Below are 14,619 nucleotides of genomic sequence, written 5' to 3'. Positions count from 1 at the left end.
ACTGCACCTTTCGCACCCCCACACCCTGCTACTCTCCGACGCGAACTGACCACCTTCTGTAATCGCTAGGGGTGTGTGTGAAGGTCGCCTGTGTCGGAGGCGGGCCCGCCGGCCTGTACCTCTCGATCCTGCTGAAGCTCCAGGATCCGTCCCACGACATCACCGTGTACGAGCGCGACCCGGCGGGCTCGACCTACGGCTGGGGCGTCACCTACTGGCAGGGACTGCTCGACAAACTCGAAGCGCACGACCCCGAGTCCGCGCGGACCGTCGCCGACGCCTCGGTGTCCTGGAACCACGGAGTCGCCCACGTGGGCGACAGCGCGACCCGGCACCCCGGCGACGAGGGCTTCGGCATCGGCCGCCACAAGCTCCTCGACATCCTCGCCGACCGGGCCCGACAGCTGGGCGTACGGCTGGAGTTCGAGCACGGCATCACCGACGCCGCCGAACTGGCCGACGCCGACCTCGTCGTGGCCGCCGACGGCGTCAACAGCGCGCTGCGCGAACAGCACTCCGAACACTTCGGCGCCAGCCTGCGAGCCGGACGCAACCGGTACATCTGGCTCGGCACCACCAAGGTCTTCGACGCGTTCACCTTCGCCTTCAAGGAGACGGAGCACGGCTGGATCTGGTGCTACGGCTACGGCTACAGCCAGGACCACAGCACCTGCGTCGTCGAATGCTCCCCCGAGACCTGGAGCGGCCTCGGCCTCGACCAGGCCAACGAGGCCGACGGTCTCGCCCAGTTGGAGAAGCTCTTCGCCGACGTACTGGACGGCCACCCCCTGATCGGCCGTTCCGCCGCCGACGGCGCCGCCCAGTGGCTCAACTTCCGCACCCTCACCAACCAGACCTGGCAGCACGGCAACCTCGTCCTGCTCGGCGACGCCGCCCACACCACGCACTACTCCATCGGCGCCGGCACCACCCTCGCCCTGGAGGACGCCCTCGCCCTGGCCGACGCCCTCCGCACGCACCCCGAACTCCCCGCGGCCCTCACCGCGTACGAGAGGCGGCGCAAGTCGGAACTGCTCTCCATCCAGAGCGCGGCCCGCTACAGCGCCCAGTGGTACGAGAACCTGCCGCGCTACATCCGGCTGCCCCCGGCCCAGATGTTCGCCCTGCTCGGCCAGCGCCACTCGCCGCTGCTGCCCTATGTGCCGCCCCAGCTGTACTACGGCATCGACCGGGCGGCGGGGCGCCTCGAAGCGCTGCGCCGGTTCAAGCGCTGGCTCGGGCCGAAGCTCGCCCGCACCGCGCAGAGCCGGGTGCTGGCCTCCCGTACCCGCGAAGAGGCCGAGGTCTCCGGCAAATAGCCTGGTCATGGCGGCCGGCATTGGGTGAATGGCGATTCACCGCTATGGTGAATCGCCATTCACCCTATTTTTTGTCGCGCAGAGCGGCCGGCCGCTGGAGTACCGATGGACCAGCCTGTCCCGATATCCGACCCGTCGGCCCCACCTCCGCGGAGCCTGCGGGAGCGGATGACCGTTCCGGCGCTGGCGTTCGGCGGGATGCTCTACGCGGTCCAGCAGACCGTCGTCATCCCGCTCCTGCCCGATCTGCCCCGGCTGACCGGTTCCTCGCCCGGCGCGGTCTCCTGGATGGTGACCGCGACTCTGCTGTCCGGCGCCGTCCTCACCCCGGTACTGGGACGGGCCGGCGACATGTACGGCAAGCGGCGGGTGCTCATCGCGGGCCTCGGGCTGATGGTCGTCGGCTCGGTGATGTGTGCCCTGTCGTCGCACATCGGTGTGCTCATCACGGCGCGTGCCCTACAGGGCGCCGCCTCCGCCGTCGTACCGCTCTCGATCAGCATCCTCCGTGACGAACTGCCGCCGGAACGCACGGGGAGCGCGGTCGCGCTGATGAGTGCCACCGTCGGGATCGGCGCCGCGCTGGGGCTGCCGCTGGCCGCGCTGATCGTCCAGTACGCGGACTGGCACGCCATGTTCTGGGCGACCGCCGGGCTCGGTGCGTCGGGCGTGGCCGCCGTGTGGTGGGCGGTGCGCGAGTCGCCCGTGCGGGAACCCGGGCGCTTCGACGTCGTGGGCGCGCTGGGGCTGGCCGTCGGGCTGGTGTGTCTGCTCATCGGGATCGTCGAGGGCGGCGAGTGGGGCTGGGGCAGTGCGCGCGTCCTGGGACTGTTCCTCGGGGCCGTCGGGGTGCTCGGCCTGTGGTGGTGGCAGCAACTGCGCACCCAGGAGCCCCTGGTGGACCTGCGGCTGGTGGCCAGGCCCCGGGTCGGACTGTCCCATGTCGCCGCCCTGCTGACCGGGTTCGCCTTCTACTCCAACTCCCTGGTGACGGCCCAGCTGGTGCAGGCGCCCGAGGCCACCGGGTACGGGCTCGGCCTATCCATCGTCGAGACGGGCCTCGTCCTGCTCCCCGGCGGCGTCGTCATGCTGGTGTTCTCGCCCGTCTCGGCCCGGGTCTCGGCGAAGTACGGGCCGCGCGTCACCCTGGTCATCGGCACGGCCGTCATCGCGCTCGGCTATGTGGTGCGCATCGCGGACAGCCGCGACCTGTGGATGATCATCGTGGGCGCCTCGGTCGTCGGCCTGGGCACCACCTTCGCCTACTCGGCCCTGCCCACACTGATCCTGCGGGCCGTACCGCCCGGCCAGACCGCCTCCGCCAACGGCGTCAACGTCCTGATGCGCACGATCGGCCAGGCCATGTGCAGTGCAGCCGTCGTCGCCGTGCTGGTACGGCACACCAGCCCGGTCGCCGGTACGGCGGTACCCACCCTGCACGGCTATCTGCTCGCCTTCGGGATGGCGGGCGTCGTCGCCCTGCTGGCCTGCACGGCGGCCCTCACCATCCCCGGCGACCCGGTCACCGGCGGCACCCGGCGCGCCCGTGGCCGTACCAAGGGCGTCCGGGACGGGGCGATGGAGGGAGCATGAGTGCCGTGCGCACCCCACCGACGACCGATACCGGCACCGACGGCACCGACACCGGACCGACCCCGGCGGCGCCCCCGCGCAGGGACGCGGAGCAGACGAAGGCCGCCATCCTGCGCGCCGCCCGTCACCTCCTCGCCCGCCACTCGCAGGCGGACATCACGCTCAAGGCGGTCGCCGAACGCGCCGGTGTCAGCCCGCCGTTGATCCTCAAGTACTTCGGCAACAAGGACGCCCTCTTCACCCGAGTGATGTCCTTCGACCAGGACGCCGAGGCACTGCTGGACGCCCCCCTCGACGGCCTCGGCCGCCACATGGTCCGTCTGCTCCTCACCGGCCAGTCCGAGCGCGGCGTCGACCCCGTCCTGCGGATCGTCTTCGCCCCCCTCCAGGGCGACCGCGGCGACATCATGCGCGCCAACTTCCGCACCCAGGTGAGCGAACGCCTCGCCGCCCGTCTCACCGGCCCCGACCCTGGCCTGCGCGCCGAACTGGCCGTCGGCACGCTGCTCGGCCTGGGAGTCATGTACGGCATCGCCCGGGGAACGCATCTGCGGGAGGCGACGATCGACGACATCGTGGACCGGTACGCGCCCACCGTGCAGGCCCTGCTGACCCCTTGACGGAGCGTCAGCGCAACAGCCGGTCGAGGAACGAGTTCCCGAACACCCGGTGCGGGTCGAGCCGGTCCAGGGTGCCGACGGCCTGCTGCCACACGCCATCCCCGTAGGAGGCAGGTACGGCGGTACCGATGACCTCCTCGTCGCTCCACGCGGCCGTGTCCGTGTACCCCCATCCCTTGGACCACTCGACCCGGGTGAGCGCGTGCCCGCCGTCGTACGTGTCGAGCAGGAACTGTTCGAGTTCGCGGAAGAACGCCTCCGCGTACGGCGTCCCGGGCAGCGTCAGGACGTCCAGCCAGACGGCGGTGTCCCACTCGGGGTGCCCGTCGACGGGCCGCAGCGCGGACAGCAGCGGGGCCTGGGCGCCGGCCGAGTCGGTGTCGCCCGGCCGGTCGAGGCCGGTGGCGCGGATCTCGACGGTGCCGTTGACCGGGAAGCGGCCCAGGGCGGCGTACGCGGCGAGGCGTTCCCGGTAGAAGGCGGTGAACTCGGCGATCACGCGCTGCACTTGATCCCGGCTGGTCAGCACCGCGTAGCCGTTCGCGGTGACCCGGAGGGTCGTCGGCCTGACGTACAGCAGTGTGTTCTTCGACGGCCCCCAGATGTCCGCCGACAGCGTCGCCACCAGCCCGAGCGCGGCCACGTCCAACTGCGCGTTGCCGAGCACCGGCGCGAGATACCAGGCACCGTCGGACAGGATCCGCCCGACGAGGTCCGCCACCAGGGTCGGGACGTTGTCGGAGAAGGGGTAGTTGTACGGCGACGACACGCGCCGTGAGGTGAGCGGTCTGGTCGGGGCGACGCTCCACACCTTCAGCCACGGGAACTCGGTGAAGGCGAACCAGATCGTCTCCACCCGCCCGGCCTCGTCGAGGAAGCTCGCGAAGGTACGACTGCCGGAACCGGTGCCGGGCGCCGCGAACAGTTCGGACGCCGGAATGTCCGTACGGCTGACACAGCGCAGGTTCGCGTTGGCCCCCACTCGTAGGACGACCTCGACGACCAGGGAACGGCCGAGGTGGGTGAGGAGCGCCGCGCAGTCCGCCTCGTCGCGGTTGAACGTCCGCAGGACGTAGGCGTCGGCGTCCTCGTCCCAGACGACCGCCGTCAGCGACAGCACGAGATTGCTGAGCGAGCCGTACGTGTGTCCGGGCTGCCGGGTCTCCCCGTCGGCCGGTACGGCGGTGCCGTGGGCGTCGACGGCCAGCGCGCCGCCCAGGGTGAGGTCGCCGGGTGCGGGCGCGGCGGTGACCCCGAGTCCGTGCTGCTCCAGGTGGGTGAGCAGGGCCTCCAGGGTGACTCCGGTGCCGGCCCGCACGGCGGCGGGGCCGGTCGACTCCAGGGCGAGCCCGGTGAGATGGGGAGCTGTGTCGACCAGGAGTACGGGTGCGTCGGACTCCGTACCGGCGGTGATCGTCAGGGGCGACCAGCCGTGCGCGGAGCCCCTGGCGCGGACCGTCCAGCCGTGCCGCCAGGCCCAGTTGACGACGTCGACCACCTGGCCGGGGTCGGCCGGCGCGCAGGCCCAGAGTCCGTCGGCGGTGATCTCGCCGACCCAGTTGCGGTAGCCGGAGCGGTAGGGGGTGACGTTCGCGGGGAAGTCGGGCAGCTCGGCTGCGGCGACCGCGGGATCGGCCGCGATCGCCACGAGGGTGAGGGAGGCGGCGCCGAGCAGGAAGCCCCGGCGGGTCCAGGGGGAGCTGTTGGTTGGCGTCAGTTGATCAGTCACCTGATCACGCTAGGTGCTCTGGTGAAAGGGCGGTAGATCGCCTGCGGGTCCGTCGTGGCCGGTCGCGCAGTTCCCCGCGCCCCTTTGGGGCGCTGCCGCTGACGGATGACAGACTGACGCCATGGACGAGCGTGTAATCGGTAGGTCGGGTCAGCGGGCGTCGGTCATCGGCCTCGGAACGTGGCAGTTGGGCGCCGACTGGGGCGACGTGGAGGACAAGGACGCCCTCGCGGTGCTGGACGCGGCGGTCGAGTCGGGAGTGACCTTCTTCGACACCGCCGACGTGTACGGCGACGGGCGCAGCGAACAGACCATCGCGACCTTCCTGCGCGGCAGGCCCGAGCTGGACGTTCTGGTCGCCACCAAGATGGGTCGCCGGGTCGACCAGATCCCCGAGAACTACGTCCTCGACAACTTCCGTGCCTGGAACGACCGTTCGCGGCGCAACCTCGGCGTCGAGCGGATCGACCTGGTCCAGCTGCACTGCCCGCCGACCCCGGTCTACTCCTCCGACGAGGTCTTCGACGCCCTGGACACCCTGGTCGAGGAGGGGCGCATCGCGCGGTACGGGGTCAGCGTCGAGACCTGCGAGGAGGCGCTCACAGCGATCGCCCGCCCGGGTGTGACCAGCGTGCAGATCATCCTCAACGCGTTCCGTATGAAGCCGCTGGCCGAGGTGCTCCCGGCCGCCGAGAAGGCGGGCGTCGGCATCATCGTCCGAGTCCCGCTGGCCTCGGGTCTGCTGTCGGGCAAGTACACCAAGGACACGGTGTTTCCCGAGAACGACCACCGCACCTACAACCGCCACGGCGAGTCCTTCGACCAGGGCGAGACCTTCTCCGGCGTCGACTACGCGACCGGCGTCGAGGCGGCGGCCGAGTTCGCCGCGCTGGCCCCCGAGGGGTACACCCCGGCCCAGTTGGCCCTGCGCTGGATCCTCCAGCAGCCGGGTGTGACCACGGTGATCCCGGGCGCCCGCTCGGCCGAGCAGGCCCTCGCCAACGCGGCGACCGCCGCCCTGCCGCCGCTGTCGCAGGAGACGCTCACCGCGATCCAGGACCTCTACGACCGCCGGATCAAGGCCCAGGTGGAGAGCCGCTGGTAGCGGACGGACGTACACCTGTCACGGCGTGTCATGGTTCCAGGAGCAGTTGCCGTTGCTGCTCTTGGTCCCCGGAGACGCTGCCCCGGTCGTGGGCGGTGAACGTGCCGGTGAGGGTGGCGCCCGCGCAGCGGACGGCCTCGGGCGTGCCCTGCACGGTGACCGTCACGGGCGCCGACAACGGCTCGTGCTTCGGATGACCGGGCGCGTGCGACTCCGTACCGACCGTGAACGCGGCCGTGTGCACCGTGGAGTGCCCGTCGTCGTCCCCCGGGAACTCGTCCGCCGGTCCGAAGGCCGACTCCAGGGCCCGTACGACCGTCTGCGCGTCGGCGGCGTTGCCGCCGCTGACCGTGAGGGTGAGCTGCGTTCCGGACATGGCCGGACCTCCTCCACTGTGGCCACCGTGGTGCACCTCGGGTAACCGCCCACCGATCATCCAAACCGCCGGGCCGGGATCTGATCGAACCGCGCTCGACGGGGCACTCGGAGCCGAGAGATCGGTCAGCACGCGGATGCCGGGAGGAACCATGTCGGACACCGACGGTGAGGTCGGCACGCTCGACCGGGGACGGGAAGAGACCGAGGAGGAGCGCGCCGACCGCAAGTGGGGCGAGCTCATCCAGGAGGTCCGGGTGGCCCAGACGGGCGTGCAGATCCTGTTCGGCTTCCTGCTGACCGTCGTGTTCACCCCGCGCTACGAGCAACTGGGCGACACGGAACACACGATCTACATCGTCACCGTCGTCCTGGGCGCCGCCGCCACCGGCGCCCTGATCGGACCGGTCGCCCTGCACCGGATCGTCTCCGGCCGCCAGGTGAAACCCCAGGCCGTGCACTGGGCCTCACGACTGACCTTCGCGGGTCTGGTGCTGCTGTTCGCCACCATGATCTCCGCGCTGCTGCTGGTCCTCCGGGTGGCCACCCACGACAGGTATGTGCCCTGGCTGGTCGCGGGGGTCGCCGCCTGGTACCTGGCCTGCTGGTTCGCGCTGCCGATGTGGACGCGCCACCGCTACACCGATGACTGAGCAGGCACCGCCGCGAGCTGCCGGTCGTGGACGCGGCTCAGCACGAGCAGCGAGACGCTCGCCCCGATCAGCGCGCAGAACATGTCCCACTGCGTGTCCCACACATCGCCCTGCGTGGCCAGGAAGTCGTCGGCCGCGGCGCCGCCGATCACGGCCGCCGCCCACTCGAACATCTCGAACACCGCGCTGAAGGCGAGACAGGCGCACACGGTCAGCGGCGCGAGCCAGCGGCTGCCGCGCAGCGGTGACGTACGGCTCAGCAGCTCCCGTACGAGAATCGCCGGCACGAAGCCCTGCATGAGGTGGCCGAGCCGGTCGTACGGATTGCGGTCGAGGCCGAACGTGTCGCGCGCCCAGTCGCCGAGCGGGACCTGCGCGTAGGTGTAGTGGCCGCCGACCATCAGGACGAGCGCGTGCAGGGCGAGGAGGCAGCACAGCAGGTTGGTGAGCGGGAAGCGGCGCCAGGTCAGGACGATCAGGGGCAGCCCGATCAGGATCCAGACCGTCTCCAGGAACCAGGTCGTCAGATCGTGCGGCTGCCACACCGAGACCGCGAGTCCGACGGCCACCAGCCCGGCGAGCAGCACGGGAAGGTGCCGTCGCGGGGCGCCGGTGGCCGCCTGGAGGGAGGGGGAGGGGGTGTCGACTGCGGGCATCGGGACGCTCCTTGTGGTGGGAGCACCAGAGTGGAGGAGCGCCCGGCCCCGGGCATGAGTACGAGTACTCAGCCCAGGGCGCTCATGGTCCCCAGGTCCCTACGCGGGTGCGGTGCGCGATGCGCGCAGCGCCGAGATGCACGAGGAGATGGCCTCCTGGAGCTCCTCCAACTGCTGGACCATGTCGTCCTCGGCGAACTCCTCGACGTCGTCGAAGGTCAGCTCCTCGAAGGCCTTCGTCGCCTTCGACAGGCTGTTGTAGAACTTCGTCCGCCGTTCCTGGACGCGCAGTTCGGGGTCGGCCTCCACAGCCTCGACGACGAGGCTCTTGAGGGTGTCGTAGGCCTCGCTCGCCCACTCGCCGGTGTCCTCGTCCTCGTCCAGCTCGTCGAGGAGGGAGAGGTGACGCTCGGCTTCCTGACGCAGATCGACGGGCGCGTCGATGGTCTGTCCGGCGGGTGTCTTGACCTGGCCGGACTCGGCGATCTGGCGGACGTATCCGACCCGGTCGGCCGAGCGGGACTCGGTCGCGACGGCCTTCTTCAGGTCGTCGGTGCGGACGATGTCGCGGGCCAACTCGGCCTGGAGATCGGGGTCTTCCTTGATCCGGTCGAGCAGGGCGTGCCGGGCGGCACGCGCCGTCGAGGGGTCCGCCATGATCGCGGCCCGCAACGCGGTCGGGTTCTCCGCGACCTCCAGCGCCTTCGTCGGCCGGATGCCCTCGGCCTCGGCGGCCTCCGCGATGGCGGTGCCGCGCTCCGAACCGGCGCTGGAACGGGAGCTGTAGTACGTGAGCCACAGGTCGTAGCCCGGGAGTTCGACCTCCTGGCCCGGGGCCAGCGCCTCGAAGTGCGGGACGACACCGTCGTCGGCGGCCTTGTCCCACGCCTTGTAGTAGCGCATGACCCGCTCCGGCGAGCAGTCGGCGAGCCCGGCGAACTCCTTGGCGGAGACCTTCGGCGTCTCACCGGCGGACTCACCGCCGGGCCGCACGCTCCGCGCCACCTTCAGCGCGAAGGCCCAGCCCCCGGTCCGCGCGTAGGCCCCGAACTCCTGTGCGTCACGCGCCACGAGCGGAGACACATCGACGTCGAGGGAGGCCTCTGAGGAAACGTTGTCGGGCTCCGCGGACGGCTCCGACCAGTCGGACCCGTCGAACTCCTCGGACACGGGGGACACCTCCGGTGTCTCGGACGGCTCGGGCATCTCCGATGCTTCGGACGGGGCGATCGCTACGGTCACAGGTGACTCTCCCGGGCATGGCTGGACGGACTGCGAAGGTGCAGACAGGCAGCCTATATGCGCTCATTGACGCTGCTTTGACAGACCGGGCCCGACCCGGATCCAGGCCTGTCACTGATCCCGTACACGCGGTGGTCGACACGTGTCCCCGCCCATGCCTGAACGCGGTTCACTCTCTGAAGGTCCGCAGGAAGGTGTCCAGCGCCTGGCGGTTGGCGGTGTCGTTCCAGTCGGCGGCGGGTGTCGTCCAGCGCAGCGAGTAGCCCGTGTTCTGGCCGGTGAGGAAGCCCCGGCCGAACGTACGGATTCGGATGCCCTGGAAGTCGGACGTCCACTCCATGTCGGCGGCGCTCCGGCCGCGATAGTTCGTCGCCCGGATCTCGCCGATCCGCTGGAAGCCGATGCCCGCCGCGATCAGACCGGGCTGGACGTCGTCGCGCCACACGGCGACCGGATCGGCCCGGAGCGCCTCGCTGTAGGTGACGGTCAGCGTGCGCGGGTCGTCGTCGGCGCCGAACACGATGCGATAGGCGACGTTGCCGGGGGAGATGTCCTCGCTCAGCCGCTTCCAGCCCTGGGGAAGCGCGACGGAGAACCCCTCCGGGGCGTTGTACACCCGGAACCCGGCGGGCAGCACGTTGGCGTCGGTGGCGGGGCCCGAGGCGGTGGGCGAGGGCTTGGGGGACGCGGCCGGGGCCGACGGCGACGGTGAGACCGGCCCGGAGGCGGTCGCGCTCGGCTCGGGGGGCAGCTCGGGCAGGGCGGTGTTCCCACCGGCGGAGGAGGCCGACGGAGGGGCCGGGGCGGCGACCGAGGGGCTGGTGTCAGCGCCGGACGCCGAGACGTCGAGGCCGGGCAGATTGTCCGTCGTGGCGAGGACCGCGACGGTGACCGTGACAGCGGCCAGGGCCGTACCGGCGACGGCCAGCCTGCCGGTGCCGCGTCTGTTCCAGGTCCGGCCGGCGCGCCGCGCGGCACCTGCACAGGCGTCGCGCAGCCGGGCGGTCGGCACCGGCTCGTCCGAGGTGTCGGGGTCCTCCCTGATGACACGGACCAGGGCGTCCCGTACCACCGGAGCGGTCAGCCTTTCCCGGGCGTTCTTGCGCAGCAGACCCGTGATGGCCTGGGTGAGGGGACCGGAGCGCACCGGGCTGCGCAGCGGCAGCCGGTCGACCGCCCGCAGCGTGGCGTCGGGCCGCCCCCGGTCACGGAACGGCGGCCGGCCCTCGGCCATCGCGTAGAGGATCGCGCCGAGCGCCCACAGGTCGGCCGACGGCTCGGCGCGCGCCCCGTGGGCCTGCTCCGGCGAGGCGTACGCGGGTGCGCCGACCCTGGCCGCGGAGGTGGCGCAGGCCAGGCCGAAGCCGGTCACCACGACCGGGCCCTGGTCCCGCACGAACACCTGGCCGGGGCTGAGTTCGCCGTGCACGATGCCCTCGCGGTGCGCGGCGTCGAGCACATCCAGCACTTCGAGCGTGATGCGCGCCGCCCGTACGTAGTTGAACGTGCCCTGCCGCTCCAGGAGTTCACTGAGCGGTGTGCCGTCGATCCACTCGGCGACCGTCCACAGCGTGCCGAACTCCTCGACCACGTCGATCACGACGCCCACCCGTCCGGGCAGGACCAGCCCGAGGATCTCGGACGCGCGCATCACCCGGGCGATCGTCCGGCGCGCGGTCTGCTCCCGGGGATCGGGCGGGAGTTGGAGCTGGGTCAGGACGACCGGGCGCTCGGATGCGGTGTCCTCGCCGTACCAGGAGACCCGGTTCGTTTCGCGATGGACGACATCGAGGAGTCGGTACCTGCCGGCCACCAACTCGTGTGTGGAGACGTGCGCCTTGACCATGGCCATCCCTCGCTGAACCCCTGGCTCTCACCTTTCCCACAGGTACGACGGGTGCGGCGGGGTGTGTTCAAATATTCGGCAACTCCCGGGCCCGATTCTCCTTTTATTCATCTGCGCCGAGCACGTGTGCGAAGAATTGGGCGAATTCACTGGACCTGGAGTGACGGCCTGTACACGATCGCGACACGTGATCTCCCGCACAGCTGCAGCCGTCGTCAGTGCTGCTGCGCCTTCTGCGGGGTCGCCTCGCTCGGCCGTGCGACGACGAACCCCTCGCCCTGGAGCATCAGTTGGGCGGCCTCGCCGGAACCGCCGCGGATCATCGAGCCGAAGGACTGCGAACGGTGCAGCGACGTCTGGAGGTTGGCAGACCAGCCGACGACCGCGTCCGTGTCGACGTACACCGGATACTGCGGCGAGACCGGGATCACCAGCGGACTGCCCTCGCAGACCAGCCCCAGCTTGCCCTGTCCGGTAAAGACACTGTTGAACAGGCCGCCACCGCTGATCCCCGCCCCCTTCACGGTCTTGATCTCGTACGCCAGCGACGCGTCGAAACACAGCACGTTGCGGCCGTTGACGGTGAAGACGTCACCCGGGTCGATCTCGACGATGAAGCAGCTCTGCGCCTCGTGCGCGAACCACGCCTCGCCCTGCCCGCGCACCGCCATCAGGGGCAGCCCCTCGCCCGTGACCGCACGCTTCAGCATGCCGCCGACGCCCTGCCCCTTGCGTTCGAACTGGAGGTTGCCGCGGAAGGCGATCATCGCGCCCTGCCGGGCGAACATCTCCCCGTTCACCGCGTACTTGATGGACTTGGGGTTCTCGACGGTCATCCCGGGCGCTGTGGCCGGCTGCACCATGTACTGACTTGAAAAGAGGTCACCCTTCATGGGGTCATCGTGTCCCGGAGGGCGCCGTTCCGCCAGGAGAACACGGCCGGAAGCGCCCCCTTGCGCATCCGACCACCCGTTGTCGGCCGCTCGGTGACGCTACGTTGTAGGGCAGGGCCAACTATGTTTCCCCTCAAGGAGGTTGCCCGGTGACGCAGGACTCGTCCGCCCTCGGCACACAGACGCCGGAGAAGATCGACACCACGGTGCCGCACTCCGCCCGGATCTGGAACTACTGGCTCGGCGGCAAGGACAACTACCCGGTCGACCACGAGGCGGGCGACGCCTTCCGCGAGATCTTCCCCGGCATCACCGACCTCGCCGGCGACTCCCGCGCCTTCCTCGGCCGGGCTGTGCGCCATCTGGCCGGTGAGGTCGGGATCCGGCAGTTTCTCGACATCGGCACGGGCCTGCCGACGGCGGACAACACCCACGAGATCGCCCAGCGCGTCGCCCCCGATGCCCGCATCGTCTACGTGGACAACGACCCCCTCGTCCTGACCCATGCCGCGGCCCTGCTCACCAGCGCGCCCGAGGGCGAGACCGGCTACATCGACGCCGATCTGCACGACCCGGACACCGTGCTCAGGGAAGCGGCGCGGATCCTGGACCTGAGCCGGCCGGTGGCACTCACGCTGATGCAGGTCAGCGGGCATATCGCCGACTACGACGAGGCACGGGCCATCGTCCGCGCGCTGATGGACGCTCTGCCGCCGGGCAGTTGGTTCGCCTTCAACGACAGCGTGGACACCAACAAGGCCAACGTCGAGGCCACCCGGCTCTACAACGAGAGCGGGGCGGTGCCCTACTACCTGAGGAGCCCGCAGGAACTCGCCGGCTTCTTCGACGGCCTGGAGCTGCTGGCCCCCGGTGTCGTCCCCATCACCGACTGGCGCCCCGATCCCGACACGGCGCGTGGGGTGGGGGACGTGATCGCTCTGGGGGGCGTCGCGCGCAAGCCGTAGGCAGACGGGGGATCACCGAGAAGGCATTGACGCAGAGATTCGGCCAGGCCTTCAGGCGCCGAAGAGCTGAGTCCAGTACGTGCCCGCCTTGCCACCACCGGCGAAACCGATGCCTATGTGAGTGAACTCCCGCTTGAGGATGTTGGCACGGTGCCCGGGGCTGTTCATCCACCCCTCCACGACCTCGGCGGGGGAGCGCTGCCCGCACGCGATGTTCTCGCCGATCGTGCGCCGCGTGGACCCCGCCGCGGCGGCCCGGTCCCACGGCTGGCTGCCGTCGGGCCCGGTGTGGGAGTAGAACTGGCGGACCACCATGTCCGTACTGTGCGCCTGCGCGGCTCGGGTGAGCAGCGCGTCGGTGGCCAGCGGTGGCAGCCCCGCCCGGGCCCGCTCCCGGTTGGTGAGGTCCGTGACCTCGGCGGCCGTCCGGTCCAGGTCCCCGGGCAGGAGGGGCCGGGCCCAGAGAGCGGTCCAGTACGTGTCACCCGTACGGGACCCGGTGACGTAGGCCAGGCCGACCTGGGTGAACGCCGGGTCGTGCAGGGTTCGTCGGGCCTGCTCCGTGCGCAGGCAGTAGTCGACGAACTCCTCGGGCGTACGCGGACCGGAGACGAGGTGCTCGCCGACCGTCAGATACGTGTATCCGGCGGCGGTGACCCGCTGGTGGACGGAGGTGCCGTCCCGGCTCTCGGTGCCGAGACGGCCGGCCGAGGCCATGTCGGCGGCGTGCGCCTGAGCGGCGGCGGCGAGTCGCGGGTCGAGGGAGACGGGCGGGGAACCGGCGGCGGCACGGGCGGAGTTGACGAGCGTGAGGAAGCCGTCGGCGGGGGAGAACGGGCCCGGTCCTGCGGTGAAGGCACCCGGGGACACCGACCCAGGACGCGCACCGGTGGCGGGCGCGGCGGCCGGTGACGGGGTGCCCGTCGACCGGGACCGGCGTGAAGCCGCCGCCTCCGAGAGGCGCGAGGCGGCGCCCGACAACCGCGAGGCCGCGTCGGACCAGCGGGACGGCGTACGCAGGGGCGCGCCTGCCGCCGGGAATGGTGAGGCAGGCCCCGCCGAGGGGTCGTCGTCCGCGACATCCACCCCGAAGTCCCGGGCCAGGCCCGCCAGCCCGTCCGCGTACCCCTGCCCGAGCGCGCGCAGCTTCCAGCCCGTGCCCCGCCGGTACAGCTCCGCGAGCAGCAGTACCGTCTCCTGGCGCGGGCGCGGTGGCGTGAACCGGGCCAGCGGGCGACCCCCGGGGCCGGAGACAACGAGCGTCGGCGCGGGCAGTCCGCCCAGCGCCGTACCGGGGTCGGCCGCGCTGACCACCACCGTGACGCGGGTCGCGCCGGGGCGCAGGCCTGCCGGGTCGACGGTGAGGGTGTCGCCGTGCAGCCGGGCTCCCGGCGCTGTCGGCTGGTTGTAGAACACGAAGTCGGCGTCGCCGCCGACCTTGCCCCCGTCGTCCGTCACCAGCGCGCTCACATCGAACGGGCCCGGCACCCGGAGCGTGAGGGTGCCGCCCGGCAGGGGCGTGTTGCCCCCGGGGACCAACTCGCTCATCGCGCCTGCCCTGGGGTCGTCGTTCGTGCCCCATGGGGGCGTTGCCCCTATAACGCCCGGCCAGGGCGCCGCAGT

At 71.2% G+C, this 14,619-nt stretch carries 13 protein-coding genes; 6 read left to right on the top strand and 7 right to left on the bottom strand.

The genetic code is table 11. The features are described 5' to 3' along the window. Positions 1 to 77: 77 nt before the first annotated feature. From ACFYXF_RS37940 to ACFYXF_RS37930, 3 genes are all read left to right on the top strand, one after another. A complete protein-coding gene (locus tag ACFYXF_RS37940; RefSeq protein ID WP_389356528.1) occupies positions 78 to 1,319 on the top strand; it encodes an FAD-dependent monooxygenase in 1,242 nt (413 codons plus the stop codon). A gap of 105 nt (positions 1,320 to 1,424) precedes the next feature. Then, complete coding sequence (locus tag ACFYXF_RS37935) at positions 1,425 to 2,912, top strand: MFS transporter (protein ID WP_389356527.1); 1,488 nt, start codon at positions 1,425 to 1,427, stop codon at positions 2,910 to 2,912. Then, positions 2,909 to 3,532 carry a TetR family transcriptional regulator gene (locus tag ACFYXF_RS37930; protein ID WP_389356526.1) on the top strand — a complete coding sequence of 208 codons (624 nt, stop codon included), beginning with the start codon at positions 2,909 to 2,911 and terminating at the stop codon, positions 3,530 to 3,532. The genes ACFYXF_RS37935 and ACFYXF_RS37930 overlap by 4 nt, the downstream gene beginning before the upstream one ends. A gap of 7 nt (positions 3,533 to 3,539) precedes the next feature. Here ACFYXF_RS37930 and ACFYXF_RS37925 read toward each other — a convergent pair whose 3' ends face one another. Further along, positions 3,540 to 5,261, bottom strand: a complete 1,722-nt coding sequence (locus ACFYXF_RS37925; protein WP_389356525.1) for a cholesterol oxidase substrate-binding domain-containing protein — start codon at positions 5,259 to 5,261, stop codon at positions 3,540 to 3,542. Positions 5,262 to 5,382: 121 nt separating this feature from the next. On the opposite strand from ACFYXF_RS37925, the gene ACFYXF_RS37920 reads away from it, so the two are divergent. Next, positions 5,383 to 6,366, top strand: a complete 984-nt coding sequence (locus ACFYXF_RS37920) for an aldo/keto reductase (protein ID WP_389356524.1) — start codon at positions 5,383 to 5,385, stop codon at positions 6,364 to 6,366. A 28-nt stretch (positions 6,367 to 6,394) separates the two neighbouring features. Here ACFYXF_RS37920 and ACFYXF_RS37915 read toward each other — a convergent pair whose 3' ends face one another. Next, positions 6,395 to 6,742, bottom strand: a complete 348-nt coding sequence (locus ACFYXF_RS37915) for a hypothetical protein (protein WP_389356523.1) — start codon at positions 6,740 to 6,742, stop codon at positions 6,395 to 6,397. Positions 6,743 to 6,893: 151 nt separating this feature from the next. Here ACFYXF_RS37915 and ACFYXF_RS37910 point away from each other — a divergent pair, with 151 nt between their 5' ends. Beyond that, on the top strand, positions 6,894 to 7,394 hold the full coding sequence (locus ACFYXF_RS37910) for a DUF6328 family protein (RefSeq protein ID WP_389356522.1): 501 nt from the start codon (positions 6,894 to 6,896) through the stop codon (positions 7,392 to 7,394). Here the strand turns inward: ACFYXF_RS37910 and ACFYXF_RS37905 are convergent. From ACFYXF_RS37905 to ACFYXF_RS37890, 4 genes are all read right to left on the bottom strand, one after another. Beyond that, positions 7,379 to 8,050, bottom strand: a complete 672-nt coding sequence (locus tag ACFYXF_RS37905) for a DUF2238 domain-containing protein (RefSeq protein ID WP_389356521.1) — start codon at positions 8,048 to 8,050, stop codon at positions 7,379 to 7,381. The two genes, ACFYXF_RS37910 and ACFYXF_RS37905, sit on opposite strands and share 16 nt — an antisense overlap. Before the next feature lie 99 nt (positions 8,051 to 8,149). Beyond that, positions 8,150 to 9,292 carry a hypothetical protein gene (locus ACFYXF_RS37900; RefSeq protein WP_389356520.1) on the bottom strand — a complete coding sequence of 381 codons (1,143 nt, stop codon included), beginning with the start codon at positions 9,290 to 9,292 and terminating at the stop codon, positions 8,150 to 8,152. Positions 9,293 to 9,461: 169 nt separating this feature from the next. After that, positions 9,462 to 11,138, bottom strand: coding sequence for a serine/threonine-protein kinase (locus ACFYXF_RS37895; protein WP_389356697.1), 1,677 nt, complete (start codon positions 11,136 to 11,138; stop codon positions 9,462 to 9,464). 215 nt (positions 11,139 to 11,353) lie between these two features. Beyond that, the gene (locus ACFYXF_RS37890; protein WP_389356519.1) at positions 11,354 to 12,031 is read right to left on the bottom strand and encodes an AIM24 family protein; all 678 of its coding nucleotides are present in this window, start codon (positions 12,029 to 12,031) and stop codon (positions 11,354 to 11,356) included. 149 nt (positions 12,032 to 12,180) lie between these two features. Here ACFYXF_RS37890 and ACFYXF_RS37885 point away from each other — a divergent pair, with 149 nt between their 5' ends. Next, a complete protein-coding gene (locus tag ACFYXF_RS37885) occupies positions 12,181 to 12,996 on the top strand; it encodes an SAM-dependent methyltransferase (protein ID WP_389356518.1) in 816 nt (271 codons plus the stop codon). 51 nt (positions 12,997 to 13,047) lie between these two features. Here ACFYXF_RS37885 and ACFYXF_RS37880 read toward each other — a convergent pair whose 3' ends face one another. Then, the gene (locus tag ACFYXF_RS37880) at positions 13,048 to 14,544 is read right to left on the bottom strand and encodes a CAP domain-containing protein (RefSeq protein WP_389356517.1); all 1,497 of its coding nucleotides are present in this window, start codon (positions 14,542 to 14,544) and stop codon (positions 13,048 to 13,050) included. Positions 14,545 to 14,619 lie beyond the last annotated feature (75 nt).

Source organism: Streptomyces sp. NPDC002680 (assembly GCF_042889145.1).
In the GTDB taxonomy this organism is placed as follows: Bacteria; Actinomycetota; Actinomycetes; order Streptomycetales; family Streptomycetaceae; genus Streptomyces; species Streptomyces adonidis.
This window is presented reverse-complemented; position numbering and strand designations above follow the sequence as displayed.